The organism is Algoriphagus machipongonensis (assembly GCF_000166275.1).
GTDB lineage: Bacteria > Bacteroidota > Bacteroidia > Cytophagales > Cyclobacteriaceae > Algoriphagus > Algoriphagus machipongonensis.
In genome coordinates, this window is sequence record NZ_CM001023.1 from 4400490 (window position 1) to 4420095 (window position 19606).

A 19606-nucleotide genomic window follows, 5' to 3' on the forward strand; every position below is an offset into this window, starting at 1 on the left:
CTATTATTTTTTACCGGCAGTTTTACCAGCCTTACGTCTAATTTGTTCACCCACGAAGCGTACACCTTTACCTTTGTAAGGTTCAACCTTACGAAGACCTTTGATTTTGGCAGCTACTTGTCCGATCAATTCTTTATCAATAGACTCCAAAGTAATGATCGGGTTTTTACCTTTAGGAGTTTCTGTCTTCACAGCCACATCTGCTGGCAAAGCGAAGAAGATATTGTGAGAATAACCAAGAGAAAGTTCTAACACTTGACCTTGATTTGCAGCCTTATAACCTACACCCACAAGCTCAAGTTCTTTTTTGTACCCTTCAGATACTCCGATCACCATATTGTTGATCAAAGATCTGTAAAGTCCGTGCATAGACTTGTGTCTTTTGGAATCCGTAGGTCTGGAAACAACTACATCATTGTCTTCCACTTTTACCTCAATATCAGGATTCACATCCTGAGTGAGCGTACCTTTTGGACCTTTAACAGTGACCAGCCCGTGAGCTGACACGTCTACAGTAACACCGCCAGGTAGATTTATTGGTTTTTTACCTATTCTAGACATGATAGTAAATTAATATACGTAGCAAAGTACTTCGCCTCCAACGCCTTCGACGCGGGCTTCTTTGTCTGTCATTACACCTTTAGAGGTAGAAATTACGGCGATACCTAAGCCGTTGATAACACGTGGAAGAGAATCATGCTTTACATACTTTCTCAAACCTGGTGTACTTACTCTCTTTAGGTTTACAATTGCGTTTTGCTTAGTAGAAGGGTTATACTTCAAGGCAATCTTGATAGTTCCCTGTGGACCATTCTCCTCGAATTTATAATTCTGGATATATCCTTTGTCAAACAAAACTTTAGTAATCTCCTTCTTAATATTAGAAGCAGGTATCTCTACGATTCGGTGAGACGCTTTAATCGCGTTTCTCAACCTAGTCAGATAATCAGCTATTGGATCAGTCATGATATTTTATAAGTCTAGCTCACCCTATTTGGGCGTGCAAAGTTACGAATTGATTTTTAGAATAAAAACTACTGTCGTTTTTTTACCAGCTGGACTTAGTCACTCCAGGAATTTTGCCTGAAGAGGCCATTTCCCTGAAGGTTACCCTGTTGATACCGAATTTTCTCATGTAGCCTTTTGGACGACCAGTTAGCTTACATCTATTATGAAGTCTTACTGGTGAAGCGTTCTTTGGCAATTTGTCAAGTGCTTCGTAATCGCCAGCCGCTTTTAGCTCAGCTCTTTTCTTAGCATACTTGGCTACCAGACGTTCTCTTTTTCTCTCACGAGCTTTGATGGACTCTTTTGCCATGACTATTCTTCTTTATTTTTGTTAACGAACGGCATTCCGAAAGCCTTCAATAACGCGAAGCTTTCCTCATCTGTATTAGCGGAAGTTACGAAGGTAATATCCATACCAGAGATTCTGTTCACCTTTTCGATGCTGATCTCAGGGAAGATAATTTGCTCCTCTACACCTAAAGTGTAGTTACCTCTTCCGTCAAATCCTTTGTCAGAGATTCCTTTGAAGTCACGTACACGAGGTAGTGCTACAGTCATCAATCTGTCTAGGAATTCATACATTTTCTGACCTCTCAAAGTAACTTTAGCTCCGATAGGCATGCCTTCTCTTAGCTTAAAGTTAGATACAGAAGTCTTAGCTTTAGTAGATACTGCTCTCTGACCAGTGATCAAAGATAGTTCTTCTACTCCTTGATCTACCAATTTCTTATCTGCTACAGCAGCACCGATTCCTTTGTTAAGAACAATCTTAGAAAGTTTTGGCACTTGCATTACAGAAGAATATTGGAACTTCTCCTTCAACGCAGGAACGATATCGTCTACGTATTTTTGTTTGATTCTTGGATTAGCCATTGATCACCTCCCCAGTTTTCTTAGAGTATCTCACTAGTTTTCCATTTTCACCTGCCTTGCGACCAATTCTGGTGGCTTCACCAGTCTTAGGATCTACAAGCATCAAGTTACTGATGTGCAAAGCAGCTTCTTTCTTTTCGATTCCACCTTGTGGTTTAGCTGCAGTAGGCTTAACGTGCTTGGTAATCATATTGATTCCTTCTACGAAAGCTCTTCTTTTAGCTATATCTACTGAAAGCACTTTGCCTGTTTTGCCTTTGTCATCACCAGAGATTACCTTGACAGTATCACCAGTTTTGATATGCAGCTTAGGCTGCTTATTGAATTTTCTCTCCATGATTACAATACTTCAGGGGCTAAAGAAACGATTTTCATAAACTGCTTCTCTCTCAACTCTCTGGCAACAGGGCCGAAGATACGAGTGCCTCTTGGCTCATCGTTGTTGTTTAACAATACAGCAGCGTTGTCCTCAAATCGGATATAAGAACCGTCTTTTCTTCTCACTTCTTTTCTGGTACGCACGATTACCGCTCTGGAAACGGTACCTTTTTTCATGTTGCTGGAAGATAGGGCTGACTTTACAGTCACGACTACTTTGTCACCAATAGAAGCATAACGCTTCTTGGTTCCTCCCAATACACGGATCACCAATACTTCTTTAGCACCGGAGTTGTCCGCCACGCTTAGTCTGGATTCTTGTTGTATCATGATTATTTAGCCCTTTCGATAATTTCAACTACTCTCCAACGTTTGTTCTTACTCAGCGGACGAGTTTCACTGATTTTCACGAGGTCACCTGGGTTACACTCGTTTTTCTCGTCATGAGCCATAAATTTGGTTGTTTTGGCAACAAATTTACCGTACATGGCATGCTTCATGCGACGCTCAACTGCAACGGTAACGGATTTCTCCATTTTGTTACTTACCACTTTACCAATTCTTTCTTTACGAAGATTTCTCTCAATCGTAGCCATTTTCTTTTCTGTTAGCTAGTTATTTGGCAGCCAATGCAGTCTTCAATCTTGCGATCAGACGCTTGGTCTCGCGGATTCTATTTGGATTCTCTATAGGAGAAATCGTGTGAGCAAACTTAAGTTTGGTCAGATTCTCCTTTTCAGCGATAATTCGCTCAGCGATTTCACTTGATGAAAGTGATTGGATCTCAGTATTTTTCATAGTTCTTCCTATTCTACGTAATCTCTACGTACTACAAACTTAGTGCTTACTGGAAGCTTCTGCTGCGCTAATCTTAGCGCCTCTTGAGCTAATTCCTTGCTCACACCTGTTGCTTCAAAAAGGATCGTTCCTGGCTTGATAACAGCTACCCAGTATTCTGGTGCACCTTTACCTTTACCCATACGAACCTCAGCTGGCTTCTTAGTGATAGGTTTGTCTGGGAAAATTCTAATCCAAACCTGTCCTTCTCTTTTCATCGCTCTCGTCATTGCAATACGAGCTGCCTCGATTTGGCGAGAGGTGATCCATCCTGCTTCCAGGGACTTGATGCCAAAGTTTCCGAAAGAAAGCGTATGCCCTCTTTGCGCGATGCCTTTGACACGGCCCTTTTGCATTTTCCTATATTTAGTTCTTTTTGGCTGTAACATGAGTTCTCACTTAGTCGGTGAAAATTAGTTATTTCTTTTTCTACGTCTTGGACCGTCGTTTCTCTTAGGACCTGAATGACGACCACCTTTGGTATCGTTTCCAGCTCCTTGATTCGGCGAAAGGTCTCTTTTACCGTACACTTCTCCTTTGAAGATCCATACTTTGATTCCGATAATTCCGTACACAGTGCGTGCTTCAGAAAGTGCGTAATCAATGTCAGCTCTCATAGTATGAAGAGGAATTCTTCCTTCTTTGTACATTTCGGATCTTGCCATTTCGGCTCCACCCAGACGTCCAGAAAGTTTGATTTTAATTCCTTCCGCTCCCACTCTCATGGATGCAGCAATGGCTTGTTTCATTGCTCTTCTGAAAGAAATTCTAGCTTGTAGCTGCTGAGCGATAGATTCACCTACCAACTTGGCGTCCAATTCAGGTCGCTTGATCTCAAAGATATTAATCTGAATATCTTTGCTGGTTAGTTTCTTAAGTTCTTCTTTCAGCTTGTCTACTTCGGCTCCACCTTTACCAATTACAACACCCGGTCTGGCAGTATGAATGGTAAGAGTGATTCTCTTAAGCGTACGCTCAATGATCACCTTAGCAATCCCACCTTTAGGAATTCTGGCAAGGACGTACTTACGGATTTTTTGATCTTCGTATAGTTTTTCAGCGAAGTCTTTCCCACCATACCAGTTGGAATCCCAGCCTTTGACTACACCAAGTCTAAATCCTATTGGGTTGATCTTTTGTCCCATAGTCTGTTCTTAATTTGCCTTTTCGTTAACTTCTACTTCATCAGCGGTAACTTCTTCAGTAAGGAATGTATCCACTACTAGAGTTACATGATTTGATCTTTTACGGATTCTGTGGCCTCTACCCTGAGGTGCTGGTCTCAATCTTTTAAGAGATCTTCCTTCGTCAACCATGATGGTTTTGATATAAAGATCCGCCTCTTCAAGTTTAGCGTCAGGATTTTTAGCCTGCCAGTTGGCAACAGCAGAAAGCAGTAATTTCTCTAATCTTAGAGCTCCGTGATTCGGAGTATACTTTAAAATGCTAAGTGCATTCCCTACTCTCTTGCCTCTGACAAGGTCAGCCACAAGGCGCATCTTACGCGGAGAAGTAGGAACGTTATTTAATCTTGCGATAGCTTCCATGATTATCTCTTTCCTTTATCTTTTTTGGCAATGTGGCCTCTGAAATTTCTGGTTGGAGCAAACTCACCCAATTTATGACCGACCATATTGTCTGTTACAAACACAGGGATAAATTTGTTACCGTTATGCACAGCGAATGTATGTCCTACAAAATCTGGAGAAATCATAGATCTTCTTGACCAAGTCTTGATGACAGATTTCTTTCCGGATTCGTTCATCACATCTACTTTCTTCAGTAAGTGATGCTCGATATAAGGACCTTTTTTTAATGAACGTGCCATAATTATTTAGATCTTTTGGTAATGATGAACTTGTTTGAATACTTTTTGGAAGATCTAGTCTTCTTACCTTTAGCCAATAGACCTTTTCTAGATCTAGGGTGACCACCGGAAGAACGACCTTCACCACCACCCATTGGGTGATCCACTGGGTTCATCGCAACACCTCTTGTACGAGGTCTTACACCTAACCATCTTTTACGACCAGCTTTTCCTAATACTACGTTCATGTGATCTCCATTGGAAACAGTTCCAACAGTAGCCATACAAACTCCTAGTACAAGTCTCATTTCACCTGAAGGAAGTTTCACTGTCACGTATTTTCCCTCACGGGCTACGATCTGTGCATATCCTCCAGCACTTCTGGCCATTACTCCACCTTTACCTGGCTTCAATTCAACATTGTGTACAATGGTACCCAATGGAATGTTTGCCAATGGCATAGCGTTACCTAATTCTGGAGCAACTTGCTCACCGGAAATCACTGTTTGACCCACTTCCAAACCTTCCGGGGCGATAATGTAGGCTTTAGCTCCGTCTGCGTAGTAAAGTAGGGCAAGACGTGCCGTTCTGTTTGGATCGTATTCGATAGCCTTAACGGTTGCCGGTACACCAAACTTTGTTCTTTTGAAGTCTACTATTCTTAGTCTTCTCTTATGACCACCACCGATATATCGAGCGGTCATTTTGCCTTCATTATTTCTTCCGCCTGATTTCTTCAAAGGAGCAAGAAGAGACTTTTCTGGTTTTGACTTTGTAATCTCGTCAAAAGCAGGAGCCACTCTGAATCTTGTCCCTGGAGTAACAGGCTTCAATTTTTTAATTGCCATGATATTGATTCAATTAAATTTCTCCGTAAAAATCAATTACCTGTCCGTCAGCTACTTCTACAATTGCTTTCTTGAAAGCGTTTGTGAAACCTGACACCACTTTGGTTTTGGTGTATCGAGTCTTATGCTTTGCTGCATATCTCATGGTTCTAACTGAAACCACATCTACACCGTATGTCTTCTCTACTGCTTGTTTGATTTCTGGTTTTTTCGCAGTTTTCTCCACGATAAATCCATAAACTCCTTTTTCGTTCATGGCAGAAACCTTCTCAGTAATTAAAGGCTGCTTTAGAATATCCATTGTCTTATTTCGCTAAAATGGTTTCCAACATACTTACAGAACCTTCACAAATCACTAAGTGATCAGCATTAAGAACTTGGTAAGTATTTACATCATTTACAGTCACTACTTTTGACTTTGGTAGGTTTCTGCTAGACAAGTAAACATTCTTGTTCTCCTCAGGGATCACTACTAATGTCTTTTTGTCAGCTAATGACAACCCGTTCAATAAAGCCAAGTAGCTTTTGGTTTTTGGAGCCTCAAAAGAAAGGTTTTCCAATACCGATAGGCTATTATCTTTCACTTTGTAAGAAAGTGCAGACTTTCTAGCCAACTGCTTCAACTTTTTATTCAACTTGAAAGAATAGTTTCTTGGGCTTGGACCGAATACACGACCACCACCTCTGAAAATTGGAGACTTGATAGATCCAGCTCGGGCACTACCAGTACCTTTTTGCTTTTTGATCTTCTTAGTCGATCCAGCTATTTCGTTTCTTTCTTTTGACTTATGAGTACCTTGTCTTTGATTCGCCAAGTACTGCTTAACATCCAAATAGATCGCGTGATCATTTGGTTCGATTCCGAAGATTTCTTCAGAAAGGCTTACCTTTCTTCCAGTATCTTCTCCTTTATGATTAATTACTGCTAATTCCATGGACTTATTTCTCTAGAATTACGAAAGAATTTTTAGGACCTGGCACTGAACCAGAAACCAACAGCAGGTTTTGCTCAGGATAGATCTTCAACACTTTTAGGTTGATCACCTTCACTCTGTCACCGCCAGTTCTCCCCGCCATACGCATTCCTTTGAATACTCTTGATGGCCAAGAACAAGCACCAATGGAACCTGGGTGTCTTTGTCTGTTATGCTGACCGTGAGTGGAACCACCCACACCTGCAAATCCATGACGCTTTACCACACCTTGGAAACCTTTACCTTTTGAAGTTCCGATCGCATCGACGAAGTCACCTTCGACAAATACTTCAGAAGACTTCACAGTAGCCCCTAGATCTACCTGGCCTTCAAACTCGACCCGGAATTCTCTGAACTCAACAACTTTCTGCTTTGGCGTAGTACCGGCCTTTTTAAAGTGACCGATCAATGGCTTGGGCGTATTTTTCTCTTTACGCTCGCCATATGCCAATTGCACTGCGTTGTACCCGTCTGTTTCAACGTTTTTTACTTGCGTCACTACGCAAGGACCAGCTTCTATTAGCGTGCATGCGACATTACGTCCATCGGCACTAAAAATGCTAGTCATTCCTACTTTTTTACCTATAATACCAGACATCTATAATAAGATAATTTGATAATTCACAAGCGCTTATGCGCGAGAGCCCTTTTAAAGGACTGCAAAGTTACTGAAATAAAATTCCGTAACAAATGCCAACTCGTATATTTTCAAACATTTAGCAAGATTTTAAAATCTTCAAATGGATGAAAGCACTCTTGAAATATGAAAATGTGGAGATAGAAAAAGACCTGCACCGAAAGTGCAGGTCTTTTTATTTAAATATAGTATAGCAGATCAAACTTTGATTTCTACATCAACTCCGCTAGGAAGCTCGATTTTCATCAAGGCATCCACAGTCTTTGAGCTGTTGGAGTAGATATCAACCAATCTTTTGTATGTACAAAGTTGGTATTGATCTCTTGCTTTTTTACTTACGTGTGGAGATTTCAATACTGTGAATTTCTCCTTCTTAGTAGGCAATGGGATTGGTCCCACTACTACTGCACCAGTGGCTTTTACGGCCTTTACGATTTTCTCTGATGACTTATCCACCAGGCTGTGATCGTATGATTTTAGTTTTATTCTGATTTTCTGATTCATCGCAATATTGATTAGTCTTTCTGACCTTTTACTTCAGCAATTACGCCTTCCGCTATGTTATTTGGTACAGCCTCGTAATGAGAGAATGTCAATGAAGCTGTTGCTCTACCAGATGAAATAGTTCTAAGGTCAGTAATATAACCGAACAACTCTGATAATGGTACAGACGCTTTGATTACGGAGGAAGTACCTTTAGTATCCATTCCTTTCATCAAACCTCTTCTTCTGTTCAAGTCTCCAGTAATTGGTCCTGTATACTCGTCAGGTGCAACTACATCTACAGACATGATTGGCTCAAGTAATTGTGGCTTACACTTCTTAGCCGCTTCTTTGAAACCAAGTCTAGCTGCCAATTCAAATGATAATGCATCAGAATCGACATCGTGGAAGGAACCGTGGAACAATCTTACTTTCATCGCTTCGATTGGGTATCCTGCCAATGGACCATTTTTCATTGCCTCAGCAAATCCCTTCTGGATAGATGGAATAAATTCTTTTGGAATCACACCACCTACAATACCGTTGACAAAATCAAGTCCTGGCTTCACTTCACCAGTCTCTTCATCTGCATCTTTCGGTCCGATTTCGAATACGATATCTGCAAATTTACCTTTACCACCAGTTTGCTTCTTATAAACTTCTTTGTGTTCAACAGAACCAAATAATGCTTCTTTATATGCAACCTGAGGAGCACCTTGAGTGATCTCTACTTTGAACTCTCTTTTCAAACGGTCGATGATGATATCTAAGTGAAGCTCACCCATACCTCTCAAGATAGTCTGACCAGTTTCGTGATCAGTGTTAACTTGTAGTGTAGGATCTTCTTCTACTAGTTTAGCGATCGCCATTCCTAGCTTATCAACATCTGCTTGAGTTTTAGGCTCAATAGCATAACCAATTACAGGCTCAGGGAAGATCATGGACTCAAGAACTACCTTGCGATTTTCAGCACAAAGTGTATCTCCTGTCTTAATATCTTTGAAACCAACCACAGCACCGATATCACCAGCTCTTAAAGCTTCGATTTGATTCTGCTTATTGGCGTGCATTTGGAAAACACGTGAAATACGCTCCTTATTTCCAGATCGGCTATTGTATACATAAGAACCAGAGTTTAGAACTCCAGAATATGCTCTTACGAAACACAATCTACCAACAAATGGGTCAGTTGCGATTTTAAATGCAAGACCAGCAAATGGCTCGTCCTCATTTGGAGAGATTCTTACTTCAGCATCTTCATCTTCCAACTCGTGGGCAATGATATCATCCTTATCCAATGGAGAAGGAAGTAATTCCATCACCAAGTCAAGCATGGTCTGAACACCTTTGTTTTTGAAAGAAGATCCACAAACCATAGGAACAATTTTCATGTCAATGGTTGCTTTTCTTAAAGCTGAAAGAATTTCTTCTTCAGTAATTGAATCTGGATCATCAAAGAATTTCTCCATCAATGACTCATCATAGTCAGCTACTGCTTCAAGTAAATGCTCTCTCCACTGAGCTACTTCCTCTTCCATATCTTCAGGAATTGGAACCTCAGAGAAAGTCATTCCGAAATCTTCCTCATTCCATACGATTGCTCTGTTATTGATCAGATCAACAACCCCACGGAATCTGTCTTCAGCTCCGATAGGAAGTTGCAATGGTACCGCATAGCTACCAAGCATTTCCTTCACCTGCTTACAAACCTCAAGGAAGTTAGCTCCAGCACGGTCCATTTTGTTAACGAATCCGATACGAGCTACTTTATAATTATCAGCTAATCGCCAGTTAGTCTCAGACTGTGGTTCAACACCATCCACAGCACTGAATAGGAAAACTAAACCATCTAATACCCTTAGAGAACGGTTTACCTCAACGGTAAAGTCCACGTGTCCCGGAGTATCGATGATGTTAATTTGATATTTTTGATCTCTGTAGTTCCAGAATACCGTAGTAGCAGCAGAAGTAATAGTAATACCTCTCTCCTGCTCCTGCGCCATCCAGTCCATGGTAGCAGCACCATCATGTACCTCACCAATTTTATGGGAAACTCCAGAATAAAAAAGAATTCGCTCAGTTGTTGTTGTTTTACCAGCATCGATGTGAGCAGCAATACCGATGTTTCTGGTATATTTTAAGTCTCTTGCCATCCTAATTAAAATCTAAAGTGTGAGAATGCTTTGTTGGCTTCTGCCATTCTGTGCGTATCATCTTTCTTCTTCACAGCAGCACCTTCACCTTTGGCACCTGCGATGATTTCACCAGCAAGTCTATCCATCATGGTCTTCTCACCTCTTCTACGAGCATAGGTGATCATCCACTTGATACCAAGGGACATCTTTCGTTCAGGTCTAACTTCCATTGGAACCTGGAAAGTAGCACCACCAACTCTACGACTCTTCACCTCTACGGATGGAGCAATATTGTTAAGCGCTTTTTTCCAAACTTCAAGACCATTCTCACCTACTTTTTCTTCAACTTTTTCTACCGCATCGTAGAAAATTCTGTAAGCAATACTCTTCTTCCCGTCAACCATCAAACAGTTCACAAACTTGGTAACCAAGGTGTCATTGAACTTTGGATCAGGAAGAATATATCTCTTCTTTGGTTTCGCTTTTCTCATTTTTTCTAAATGTTATAAAGTATTATTTCTTTGCCGCTTTCGGCTTTTTAGCACCATACTTAGAGCGACCTTGTTTACGGTCTTTTACTCCTGCTGTATCTAGTGCACCACGGATGATGTGATATCTTACACCTGGCAAGTCTTTTACACGACCACCTCTGATCAATACGATCGAGTGCTCTTGCAAATTGTGACCCTCTCCTGGAATGTAAGCATTCACTTCTTTTCCATTTGTCAATCTAACCCTAGCTACCTTTCTCATTGCAGAGTTAGGTTTCTTAGGTGTCGTAGTGTACACTCTGGTACAAACCCCTCTACGCTGAGGACATGCGTCCAATGCTCTAGACTTTGATTTGGATTCCAGTGTGGTTCTACCTTTTCGTACTAACTGTTGAATAGTAGGCATTAACTGATAAAATTTAGTTTTCCTGTAAACTGTTAAATTTTGGACTGCAAAGGTAAACAAAGTAATAAGATGAACAAAATTAAGCAGTTATATTTTTATTAGGCTTCTCCCGGGGTTCCGAAACTTATCGGAAATTGTGGGGCTTCATTTGCCTGATCAATTTTCCCAAAAGCTGCTTCGTATTTTTCAATATTGTCTTTCAAAGCACTCAAAAGTCTCCTTGCATGTTCTGGAGTTACGATGATTCTCGATTTAACTTTTGCCTTCGGTACTCCAGGCATCAATCGGATAAAATCAATCACAAATTCAGAATTGGAGTGAGCTATCATCGCCAAATTGGCGTAAGTACCTTCTGCTACTTCCTCCGACAATTCTACATTGATCTGCTGATCTGGCTTGTTTCCTTTTTCGTCTTGCATTTTATTATGATTAAAAAAGGCCTGTACGAATACAGGCCTTTAGTTATTTAATTCTCTATTCGATTAAAGAATAGCTTCGCTTGATTTCTTAGAGCTAGATCGTTCCATGTTATCTGAAAGCTGATCGTACTCTTCCTGAGATCCTACGATAAGGTTTTGGATTCTTCTTTGTCCTGTTCCTGCTGGAATCAAGTGACCTACCAAAACGTTTTCCTTCAAGCCTAACAATTCGTCACGCTTACCTCGGATCGCTGCTTCTGAAAGCACCTTCGTTGTCTCCTGGAAGGAAGCTGCAGACAAGAAACTTTCTGTACCCAAAGAGGCTGCAGTAATACCTTGTAGAGTTGGCTTAGAAACCGCAGTTTCAGCATCTCTAACTTGTACTAGTTTCAAATCTTTACGCTTCAAGCTCGAATTCTCATCTCTCAGCCTTCTAGCTGTGATGATCATTCCTGGTTTTAGAGTAGAGGAATCCCCTGCATCCATCACCACTTTCTTATCAAGGATAATATCATTCTCCTCTCTAAACGCCCACTTATCAACCACTTGGTTTTGAAGGAATCCAGTATCACCAGCATCAAGGATTTCAACCTTCTGCATCATCTGGCTAACAATTACCTCGATGTGCTTATCATTGATTTTTACACCTTGAAGTCTATATACTTCCTGGATTTCATTTACCAAATATTCTTGAACAGCAGTTGGTCCTTTGATAGACAGGATATCATTTGGAGTAATTGCTCCATCAGACAATGGCTCACCCGCACGGATGAAGTCATTTTCCTGCACAAGGATGTGCTTAGAAAGAGAAACCATGTATTTCTTGATCACACCATCTTTAGATTCGATGATAATCTCTCTGTTACCTCTCTTGATACCACCGTAAGTTACTACACCATCGATTTCAGAAACCACAGCTGGATTAGATGGGTTACGTGCCTCGAACAATTCCGTTACTCTTGGAAGACCACCGGTAATATCTCTTGTTTTACCTACAGACCTTGGGATTTTCACCAACACCTGACCAGCTTTTACTTTTTCACCAATTTCAACAGCCAAGTGAGCACCCACTGGGATGTTATAAGACTTAGACTCATCGCCATAGTTTACAACAATCGCTGGGTTCTTGGTTCTATCTTTCGTGTCAATAATTACTTTCTCACGGAAACCAGTTTGATCATCGGCAACCTCCTTATAAGTGACTCCTTCTACAATAGATTCGAAGTCAATAGAACCGTCGAATTCAGAAAGGATAACCGCGTTATATGGATCCCACTTACAAAGTGCACCGTTTTTCTCAATTTTCTGACCATCCTTCACTGCCAATAAAGCACCATAAGGAACGTGGTTAGAAACTAGTGTTTTACCAGTTTTAGGGTCGTTGATTTTGATCTCTCCAGATCTACCCATCACAACTGTCACAGCTTCTCCATCCTTGTTGGTCGTCTCAAGCATTCTCAACTCTTCGTCAAACTCAACAACACCCTCAAACTTAGCAGTGATGCTGGCTTCAACGGCCATGTTAGATGCAGTACCACCCACGTGGAATGTTCTCAATGTCAACTGTGTACCTGGCTCACCGATAGACTGTGCAGCAATAACACCCACAGACTCACCAGCTTGTACCATATGTCCTGTAGCCAAGTTTCTTCCGTAACACTTAGAGCAAACTCCTCTACGGGTTTCACAAGTCAATACGGATCTGATCTCTACTTCCTCAATAGCCGATTCATCAACACGTGCTGCAATCTCATCGGTAATTTCGATTCCTGCTGGTACGATCAACTCATCAGTTAAAGGATCATATACATCATGTACAGAAACTCTACCTAGTATTCTTTCAGAAAGTGGCTCCACGATTTCATCGTTGTCTTTCAATGGAAGGACATTCAAACCTCTCAAGGTTCCACAATCTTCCTCAGTGACGATCATATCCTGGGCAACATCTACCAAACGACGAGTCAAATAACCCGCATCGGCAGTTTTCAATGCTGTATCCGCAAGACCTTTACGTGCACCGTGTGTAGAGATAAAGTATTCCAATACATCTAGACCTTCTTTAAAGTTAGAAAGGATTGGGTTTTCAATGATTTCACCTACAGAACCTTGAAGGTTTTTCTGCGGCTTGGCCATCAAACCTCTCATACCACCCAACTGACGAATCTGCTCACGAGAACCACGGGCTCCAGAGTGCATCATCATGTAGATCGCATTAAATCCTTGCTTATCCTCTTCCATCTGCTTCATAAGATTATTCGTCAAATGAGAGTTGGTACGAGTCCAGATATCAATTACCTGATTATATCTTTCATTGTCAGTGATTAGACCCATTAGGTAGTTATTCCATACCTGGTCTACTTCTTCCTGAGCTTTTGCAATCATTGGCTCTTTTTGCTCAGGAATAATCACATCATTTAATCCCATAGATAGTCCACCACGGTAGGCCATCTGGAATCCTAAGTGCTTAATATCATCCAAGAATTTCGCAGTTCGTGCAATACCACAAACCTTGACAACCTTAGCGATAATCTGCTGAAGCTTTTTCTTAGTCAACAATTCGTTTACGAAACCAACTTCCTCTGGAACAAACTGATTGAAGATCAATCTACCTGCAACAGTTTCGATGATTTTCTCAACGATTTGACCATCTGCTTCTCTTACTTTCACTTTACACTTGATATTCGCATGCTGTGAAATAACACCTTCATTCAAAGCGATAACCACTTCTTCAGTGCTATAGAAAGTCATTCCTTCTCCAGGTACAATTTCCTCAGGAGTAGATTTCTTTCCTTTAGTAACATAATACAGACCCAAAACCATATCCTGAGAAGGTACCGTGATCGGAGCTCCGTTGGCAGGGTTAAGGATGTTATGAGCAGAAAGCATCAAAGTAGAAGCTTCCAAAATTGCTTCATGTCCAAGAGGTACGTGAACCGCCATCTGGTCACCGTCAAAATCGGCGTTGAATGCAGTACATACCAATGGGTGAAGCTGGATTGCTTTTCCTTCAATTAATTTTGGCTGGAATGCTTGAATACCTAATCTGTGAAGTGTAGGAGCACGGTTAAGTAGCACAGGGTGCCCTTTCAAAACGTTTTCCAAGATATCCCAAACCACTGGATCTTTACGATCCACAATTTTCTTAGCAGACTTAACAGTCTTCACAATACCTCTTTCGATCAGTTTTCTGATGATAAAAGGTTTGAAAAGCTCAGCCGCCATATTTTTAGGTAGACCACACTCGTGAAGCTTCAACTCAGGACCTACTACGATCACAGAACGACCAGAGTAATCCACACGCTTACCAAGTAGGTTTTGACGGAATCGACCTTGCTTACCTTTCAACATATCAGAAAGGGATTTCAAGGCACGGTTTCCATCAGATCTTACCGCATTTACTTTTCTTGAGTTATCGAATAAAGAATCCACAGCTTCCTGAAGCATTCTCTTCTCGTTTCTCAAAATCACCTCAGGAGCTTTGATATCTATCAATCGCTTCAATCGGTTATTTCTAATAATTACTCTTCTGTACAGGTCATTAAGATCCGAAGTTGCGAAACGACCTCCGTCCAAAGGAACCAAAGGACGCAATTCCGGTGGAATCACTGGAACCATACGAACAACCATCCATTCTGGGCGGTTTTCAATTCTGGTTCTAGCATCACGGAATGCTTCTACTACTTTCAATCTCTTAAGTGCCTCAGCTTTTCTTTGCTGAGAAGTATCTGTCGCTGCCTGGTGACGAAGTGCATAAGACAAATCATCAAGATCCAATCTTGCCAAAAGCATTTCAATACCTTCAGCACCCATCTTAGCGATGAATTTATTTGGATCATCATCGTCGAGCATGTGGTTCTCCTTAGGGAGTTTATCCATAATATCCAAGTACTCATCTTCCGTTAAGAAGTCTAAGTATTGAATTCCATCCTCGGCTTTAATACCTGGCTGTACTACCGCGTAACGCTCGTAGTAAACGATTTGGTCAAGCTTTTTAGTCGGAAGACCAAGAAGATAACCGATTTTATTAGGAAGAGATTTGAAATACCAAATGTGAGCAACTGGTACTACCAGCTCGATGTGCCCCATTCTCTCTCTTCTCACTTTTTTCTCTGTAACCTCTACACCGCAGCGATCACAGATGATACCTTTATACCTGATGCGCTTGTACTTGCCACAATGACATTCCCAGTCTTTTACCGGACCAAAGATTCTCTCACAGAACAAACCACCCATTTCAGGCTTGTAAGTTCTATAATTGATCGTCTCTGGCTGGGTCACTTCACCGTTTGAACTATCCAGAATAGATTCTGGGGAAGCCAAACTGATGGTGACTCTGGAAAAATCGATGTTAAGTTTTTTATTTTTTCTGAACGCCATAGTTTTTTGAAAGATATGTAAAGGGCTCTTGCGAGCCCTAATGAGCTAAATTAATCCAGGGTAATTTCAAGAGCTAAACCTCTTAATTCATGAACCAATACATTGAATGATTCTGGAATATTAGGTTTAGGAAGGTTTTCACCTTTCACTATCGCTTCGTAAGCTTTAGCTCTACCGATTACGTCATCAGACTTCACTGTCAGGATTTCCTGAAGTACGTGTGATGCACCGAATGCTTCAAGTGCCCAAACTTCCATCTCTCCAAAACGCTGACCACCAAACTGAGCTTTACCACCCAATGGCTGTTGTGTAATTAAAGAGTATGGTCCGATAGAACGGGCGTGCATCTTATCATCTACCAAGTGACCCAGCTTCAACATGTAAGCAATACCTACTGTTACCGGCTGATCAAACTTGGACCCTGAAAGACCATCGTATAGATAAGTACGTCCATAAGCAGGAACTCCTGCAAGTTCCAATTCAGTAGCAACTTCTTCCATAGAAGCTCCATCGAAAATTGGAGTAGCGTACTTCTTACCCAATACCTGACCTGCCCAAGCAAGTACGGTTTCGAATATCTGTCCGATGTTCATTCGAGAAGGTACCCCTAGTGGGTTCAATACGATGTCCATTGGAGTTCCGTCCTCTAGGAATGGCATATCCTCATCTCTTACGATACGAGCGACAATACCTTTGTTTCCGTGACGACCTGCCATCTTATCACCTACTTTAAGCTTACGTTTCTTAGCAACATAAACTTTAGCAAGCTGAACAATACCTGCAGGTAGTTCATCTCCAACTTCTAATGTAAATCTATCTCTCTTGAATAATCCTGAAATCTCGTTTCTGGAATTTGTATAATTCTTAACCAATTTCACGATCAAATCGTTGATGTGGGCATCATCTGTCCAATCATCCAAAATGATATCGGAAATCAAGTTTGCTTCCTCAGGAACATTATAGTTACTCTCGTCTCTATAAGGGTTCTTAGCAGGGAACAAGTTGTTCTCAATGTTATTGGCATTGAATTTCACTCCTTTGCTGATGATCTCATCACCAAATTTGTGCTTCACTCCTAGAGATGTTTTACCATCCAATATCGTTACCAATTTGTTGATCATTCTCGCTCTGATGCCTAGAAGATCTTTGGAGTATTTTGCTTTCAGTTTTTCAACCTCTGCTTTCGCTTTCGCTCTTACATCCTTATCCTTCTTAGGTCTAGAGAATAATTTTGTCTCGATAACAACACCATTCAATGATGGAGAAGCTTTCAAGGAAGCATCTTTTACATCACCTGCTTTATCACCGAAGATGGCACGTAGAAGTTTCTCTTCTGGAGTTGGATCAGTCTCACCCTTAGGTGTGATTTTACCAATAATGATATCTCCTTCTTTTACTTCTGCACCTACTCTGATTACACCATTTTCATCCAAATGCTTCACAGCTTCTTCGGATACGTTAGGGATCTCAGAAGTTAATTCCTCTTCTCCTCTTTTGGTATCTCTAACTTCAAGTTGGAATTCCTCAACGTGGATGGAAGTGAAGACGTCTTCACGAACAACCCTTTCAGAAATTACGATGGCATCCTCAAAGTTATACCCTTGCCATGGCATGTAAGCCACTTTCAAGTTTTTACCTAGAGCAAGCTCACCTTCATTGGTAGAGTAACCTTCTACTAACACTTGGCCTTTAACCACTTTTTGTCCTTGTAATACTAAAGGAGTCAAGTTGATCGTCGTGTCCTGGTTAGTTCTTCTGAATTTAATCAGATCATATGATTTATATTCATCCGTAAAGTTGACCAATAACTCATCATCGGTTAGGTCATACTTAATGGTGATTTTCTTAGCGTCTACATAATCAACTACACCATTTGCCTCGGCAATGATCAGTGATCTAGAGTCTACAGCTGCCTTTGCTTCAAGTCCAGTACCTACGATTGGAGACTCTGCTTTCAACAATGGAACTGCTTGACGCTGCATGTTGGATCCCATCAAAGCACGGTTGGCATCATCATGCTCCAAGAATGGAATCAATGAAGCTGCAACAGAAACAATTTGATTAGGCGCCACATCCATGAAGTTAATTTCAGATGGCTCTAATACAGGGAAGTCACCTTCGAAACGAGCTTTTACTTTCTCATTTACGAAATTACCTTTTGGATCCAATGGAGCATTTGCCTGGGCAATGTTATTGTCATCCTCTTCCTCAGCGGTCAAGAATACAATGTCACCTTTATCCATGGCAACTTTTCCATCCTTCACTTTTCTATACGGAGTCTCAAGGAATCCCATAGAGTTCACTTTAGCGTGAACACAAAGAGAAGAAATCAAACCAATGTTTGGTCCTTCAGGAGTTTCAATAGTACAAAGTCTACCATAGTGTGTATAGTGAACATCTCGTACCTCGAAACCTGCTCTTTCTCTGGATAAACCACCTGGACCTAAAGCCGAAAGTCTTCTCTTGTGAGTCAACTCCGCCAATGGGTTCGTTTGATCCATGAACTGAGAAAGCTGGTTGGTACCAAAGAATGAGTTGATCACTGAAGATAGCGTACGCGCGTTGATCAAATCAACCGGTTTGAAATCCTCATTATCACGAACATTCATTCTCTCACGGATTGTTCTTGCCATTCTAGCAAGACCTACTCCGAACTGGCTATAAAGCTGCTCTCCTACTGTTCTTACTCTCCTGTTACTTAAGTGGTCAATATCATCGACAACAGCCTTAGAGTTGATCAACCCAATCAGATATTTCACGATGGAGATAATATCCTGCTTGGTCAATACAATTTTTTCGGCTTCGATTTCCAAGCCTAGCTTTTTGTTGATTCTATAACGACCTACTTCACCAAGATCGTAACGCTTGTCAGAGAAGAATAAACTGTGGATCACCTCTCTAGCCGTAGCCTCATCAGGTGCCTCAGTATTTCTCAACTGACGATAGATAACTTCTACTGCCTCTTTTTCAGAGTTAGAGTTATCTTTTTGTAATGTATTATAGACGATTGAGAAATCGGCAATATTCACATCTTCTCTATGGAGAATGATGCTCTTAGAGCCAGAGTCCAAAATCATTTCAATATCTTCTTCTGTAAGTACGGAATCGCGTTCTAGCAATACCTCATTTCTGTCGATGGATACTACTTCACCAGTATCTTCATCTACGAAATCTTCTACCCATGTTCTTAGAACTCTTGCTGCCAATTTTCTTCCAGCTACTTTCTTCAAAGCAGTCTTAGTAGCAGAAACTTCTTCAGATAATCCGAATAAGTCCAAGATATCTTTATCAGAACCATACCCAATAGCACGAAGCAATGTCGTTACCGGGAATTTTTTCTTACGGTCGATATAAGCATACATGACATTGTTAATGTCAGTTGCAAATTCGATCCATGAACCTTTGAAAGGAATAATTCTAGCAGAATAAAGCTTAGTTCCGTTGGTATGCTTGCTTTGCGCAAAGAATACTCCAGGAGACCTGTGAAGTTGAGAAACGATCACTCTTTCTGCGCCATTGATTACAAAGGAACCCTTCTCCGTCATGTACGGAAGGTTGCCCAAGAATACTTCTTGTTCAATGGTTTCGAAATCTTCATTATCCTCATCATGGCAAAGGAGTCTTAGTTTTGCCTTTAAAGGGACAGAATATGTCAAACCTCTGTCAATACATTCCCCTACACTATACTTAGGAGGATCTACTGCATAATCAATAAACTCCAAAGTAAAATTCTCTCTGGAATCACTGATTGGGAAGTTTTCGGCAAATACTTTAAATAACCCATCTGCCCGGCGTTTTTCTGCAGGAGTATCCAACTGAAAAAAGTCTTTGAAAGACTGGAGTTGAATATCTAGAAAATCCGGATAGTCTTTGACCACCTTAATGGAGGAGAAACTTTTCCTTTCGGTTTGATTCTTGATAGCCAAGGTAGTA

The 19606-nt window shown here is 41.0% G+C and carries 23 protein-coding genes; all 23 read right to left on the reverse strand.

Annotated features, from left to right (window positions below; translation table 11 throughout):
* Window positions 1-3: 3 nt before the first annotated feature.
* Window positions 4-561 (reverse strand): 50S ribosomal protein L6, encoded by a 558-nt coding sequence (gene rplF / locus ALPR1_RS18615; protein WP_008203010.1) that lies wholly within the window; start codon window positions 559-561, stop codon window positions 4-6.
* A 9-nt stretch (window positions 562-570) separates the two neighbouring features.
* Window positions 571-966, reverse strand: coding sequence for a 30S ribosomal protein S8 (gene rpsH, locus ALPR1_RS18620; protein WP_008203011.1), 396 nt, complete (start codon window positions 964-966; stop codon window positions 571-573).
* Between the two features lie 82 nt (window positions 967-1048).
* The gene (gene rpsN, locus ALPR1_RS18625; protein ID WP_008203013.1) at window positions 1049-1318 is read right to left on the reverse strand and encodes a 30S ribosomal protein S14; all 270 of its coding nucleotides are present in this window, start codon (window positions 1316-1318) and stop codon (window positions 1049-1051) included.
* Window positions 1319-1320: 2 nt separating this feature from the next.
* Complete coding sequence (gene rplE / locus ALPR1_RS18630; RefSeq protein ID WP_008203014.1) at window positions 1321-1881, reverse strand: 50S ribosomal protein L5; 561 nt, start codon at window positions 1879-1881, stop codon at window positions 1321-1323.
* Entirely contained in the window at window positions 1874-2218 is a 345-nt protein-coding gene (rplX, locus tag ALPR1_RS18635) for a 50S ribosomal protein L24 (RefSeq protein WP_008203016.1), read from the reverse strand. The genes rplE and rplX overlap by 8 nt, the downstream gene beginning before the upstream one ends.
* A 2-nt stretch (window positions 2219-2220) precedes the next feature.
* On the reverse strand, window positions 2221-2589 hold the full coding sequence (gene rplN, locus ALPR1_RS18640) for a 50S ribosomal protein L14 (RefSeq protein ID WP_008203017.1): 369 nt from the start codon (window positions 2587-2589) through the stop codon (window positions 2221-2223).
* A gap of 2 nt (window positions 2590-2591) precedes the next feature.
* Entirely contained in the window at window positions 2592-2855 is a 264-nt protein-coding gene (gene rpsQ / locus ALPR1_RS18645) for a 30S ribosomal protein S17 (protein ID WP_008203019.1), read from the reverse strand.
* Between the two features lie 19 nt (window positions 2856-2874).
* Window positions 2875-3057: a 50S ribosomal protein L29 gene (gene rpmC / locus ALPR1_RS18650; protein ID WP_008203020.1), complete on the reverse strand. Its 183-nt coding sequence runs from the start codon at window positions 3055-3057 to the stop codon at window positions 2875-2877.
* Between the two features lie 8 nt (window positions 3058-3065).
* Window positions 3066-3485: a 50S ribosomal protein L16 gene (gene rplP, locus ALPR1_RS18655; protein WP_008203023.1), complete on the reverse strand. Its 420-nt coding sequence runs from the start codon at window positions 3483-3485 to the stop codon at window positions 3066-3068.
* Window positions 3486-3509: 24 nt separating this feature from the next.
* Window positions 3510-4241, reverse strand: a complete 732-nt coding sequence (gene rpsC / locus ALPR1_RS18660) for a 30S ribosomal protein S3 (protein ID WP_008203024.1) — start codon at window positions 4239-4241, stop codon at window positions 3510-3512.
* 9 nt (window positions 4242-4250) lie between these two features.
* Complete coding sequence (gene rplV / locus ALPR1_RS18665; RefSeq protein ID WP_008203026.1) at window positions 4251-4643, reverse strand: 50S ribosomal protein L22; 393 nt, start codon at window positions 4641-4643, stop codon at window positions 4251-4253.
* A gap of 2 nt (window positions 4644-4645) precedes the next feature.
* Window positions 4646-4924, reverse strand: coding sequence for a 30S ribosomal protein S19 (rpsS, locus tag ALPR1_RS18670; RefSeq protein WP_008203028.1), 279 nt, complete (start codon window positions 4922-4924; stop codon window positions 4646-4648).
* A gap of 2 nt (window positions 4925-4926) precedes the next feature.
* Entirely contained in the window at window positions 4927-5751 is an 825-nt protein-coding gene (gene rplB, locus ALPR1_RS18675) for a 50S ribosomal protein L2 (RefSeq protein ID WP_008203029.1), read from the reverse strand.
* A gap of 13 nt (window positions 5752-5764) precedes the next feature.
* Entirely contained in the window at window positions 5765-6052 is a 288-nt protein-coding gene (gene rplW, locus ALPR1_RS18680; protein ID WP_008203030.1) for a 50S ribosomal protein L23, read from the reverse strand.
* A gap of 4 nt (window positions 6053-6056) precedes the next feature.
* Window positions 6057-6686 carry a 50S ribosomal protein L4 gene (gene rplD, locus ALPR1_RS18685; protein WP_008203032.1) on the reverse strand — a complete coding sequence of 210 codons (630 nt, stop codon included), beginning with the start codon at window positions 6684-6686 and terminating at the stop codon, window positions 6057-6059.
* A 4-nt stretch (window positions 6687-6690) separates the two neighbouring features.
* Window positions 6691-7323 (reverse strand): 50S ribosomal protein L3, encoded by a 633-nt coding sequence (gene rplC, locus ALPR1_RS18690; protein WP_008203033.1) that lies wholly within the window; start codon window positions 7321-7323, stop codon window positions 6691-6693.
* A 237-nt stretch (window positions 7324-7560) separates the two neighbouring features.
* Window positions 7561-7866, reverse strand: coding sequence for a 30S ribosomal protein S10 (rpsJ, locus tag ALPR1_RS18695; RefSeq protein ID WP_008203035.1), 306 nt, complete (start codon window positions 7864-7866; stop codon window positions 7561-7563).
* 11 nt (window positions 7867-7877) lie between these two features.
* Entirely contained in the window at window positions 7878-9998 is a 2121-nt protein-coding gene (gene fusA / locus ALPR1_RS18700; RefSeq protein ID WP_008203036.1) for an elongation factor G, read from the reverse strand.
* A 5-nt stretch (window positions 9999-10003) separates the two neighbouring features.
* Entirely contained in the window at window positions 10004-10471 is a 468-nt protein-coding gene (rpsG, locus tag ALPR1_RS18705; protein WP_008203037.1) for a 30S ribosomal protein S7, read from the reverse strand.
* A gap of 22 nt (window positions 10472-10493) precedes the next feature.
* Window positions 10494-10877 (reverse strand): 30S ribosomal protein S12, encoded by a 384-nt coding sequence (rpsL, locus tag ALPR1_RS18710; RefSeq protein ID WP_008203038.1) that lies wholly within the window; start codon window positions 10875-10877, stop codon window positions 10494-10496.
* Between the two features lie 98 nt (window positions 10878-10975).
* Entirely contained in the window at window positions 10976-11296 is a 321-nt protein-coding gene (locus ALPR1_RS18715; protein WP_008203039.1) for a DUF3467 domain-containing protein, read from the reverse strand.
* Window positions 11297-11359: 63 nt separating this feature from the next.
* Entirely contained in the window at window positions 11360-15673 is a 4314-nt protein-coding gene (gene rpoC, locus ALPR1_RS18720; RefSeq protein WP_008203040.1) for a DNA-directed RNA polymerase subunit beta', read from the reverse strand.
* 50 nt (window positions 15674-15723) lie between these two features.
* Window positions 15724-19599 carry a DNA-directed RNA polymerase subunit beta gene (rpoB, locus tag ALPR1_RS18725; RefSeq protein WP_040303015.1) on the reverse strand — a complete coding sequence of 1292 codons (3876 nt, stop codon included), beginning with the start codon at window positions 19597-19599 and terminating at the stop codon, window positions 15724-15726.
* Window positions 19600-19606: the final 7 nt, after the last annotated feature.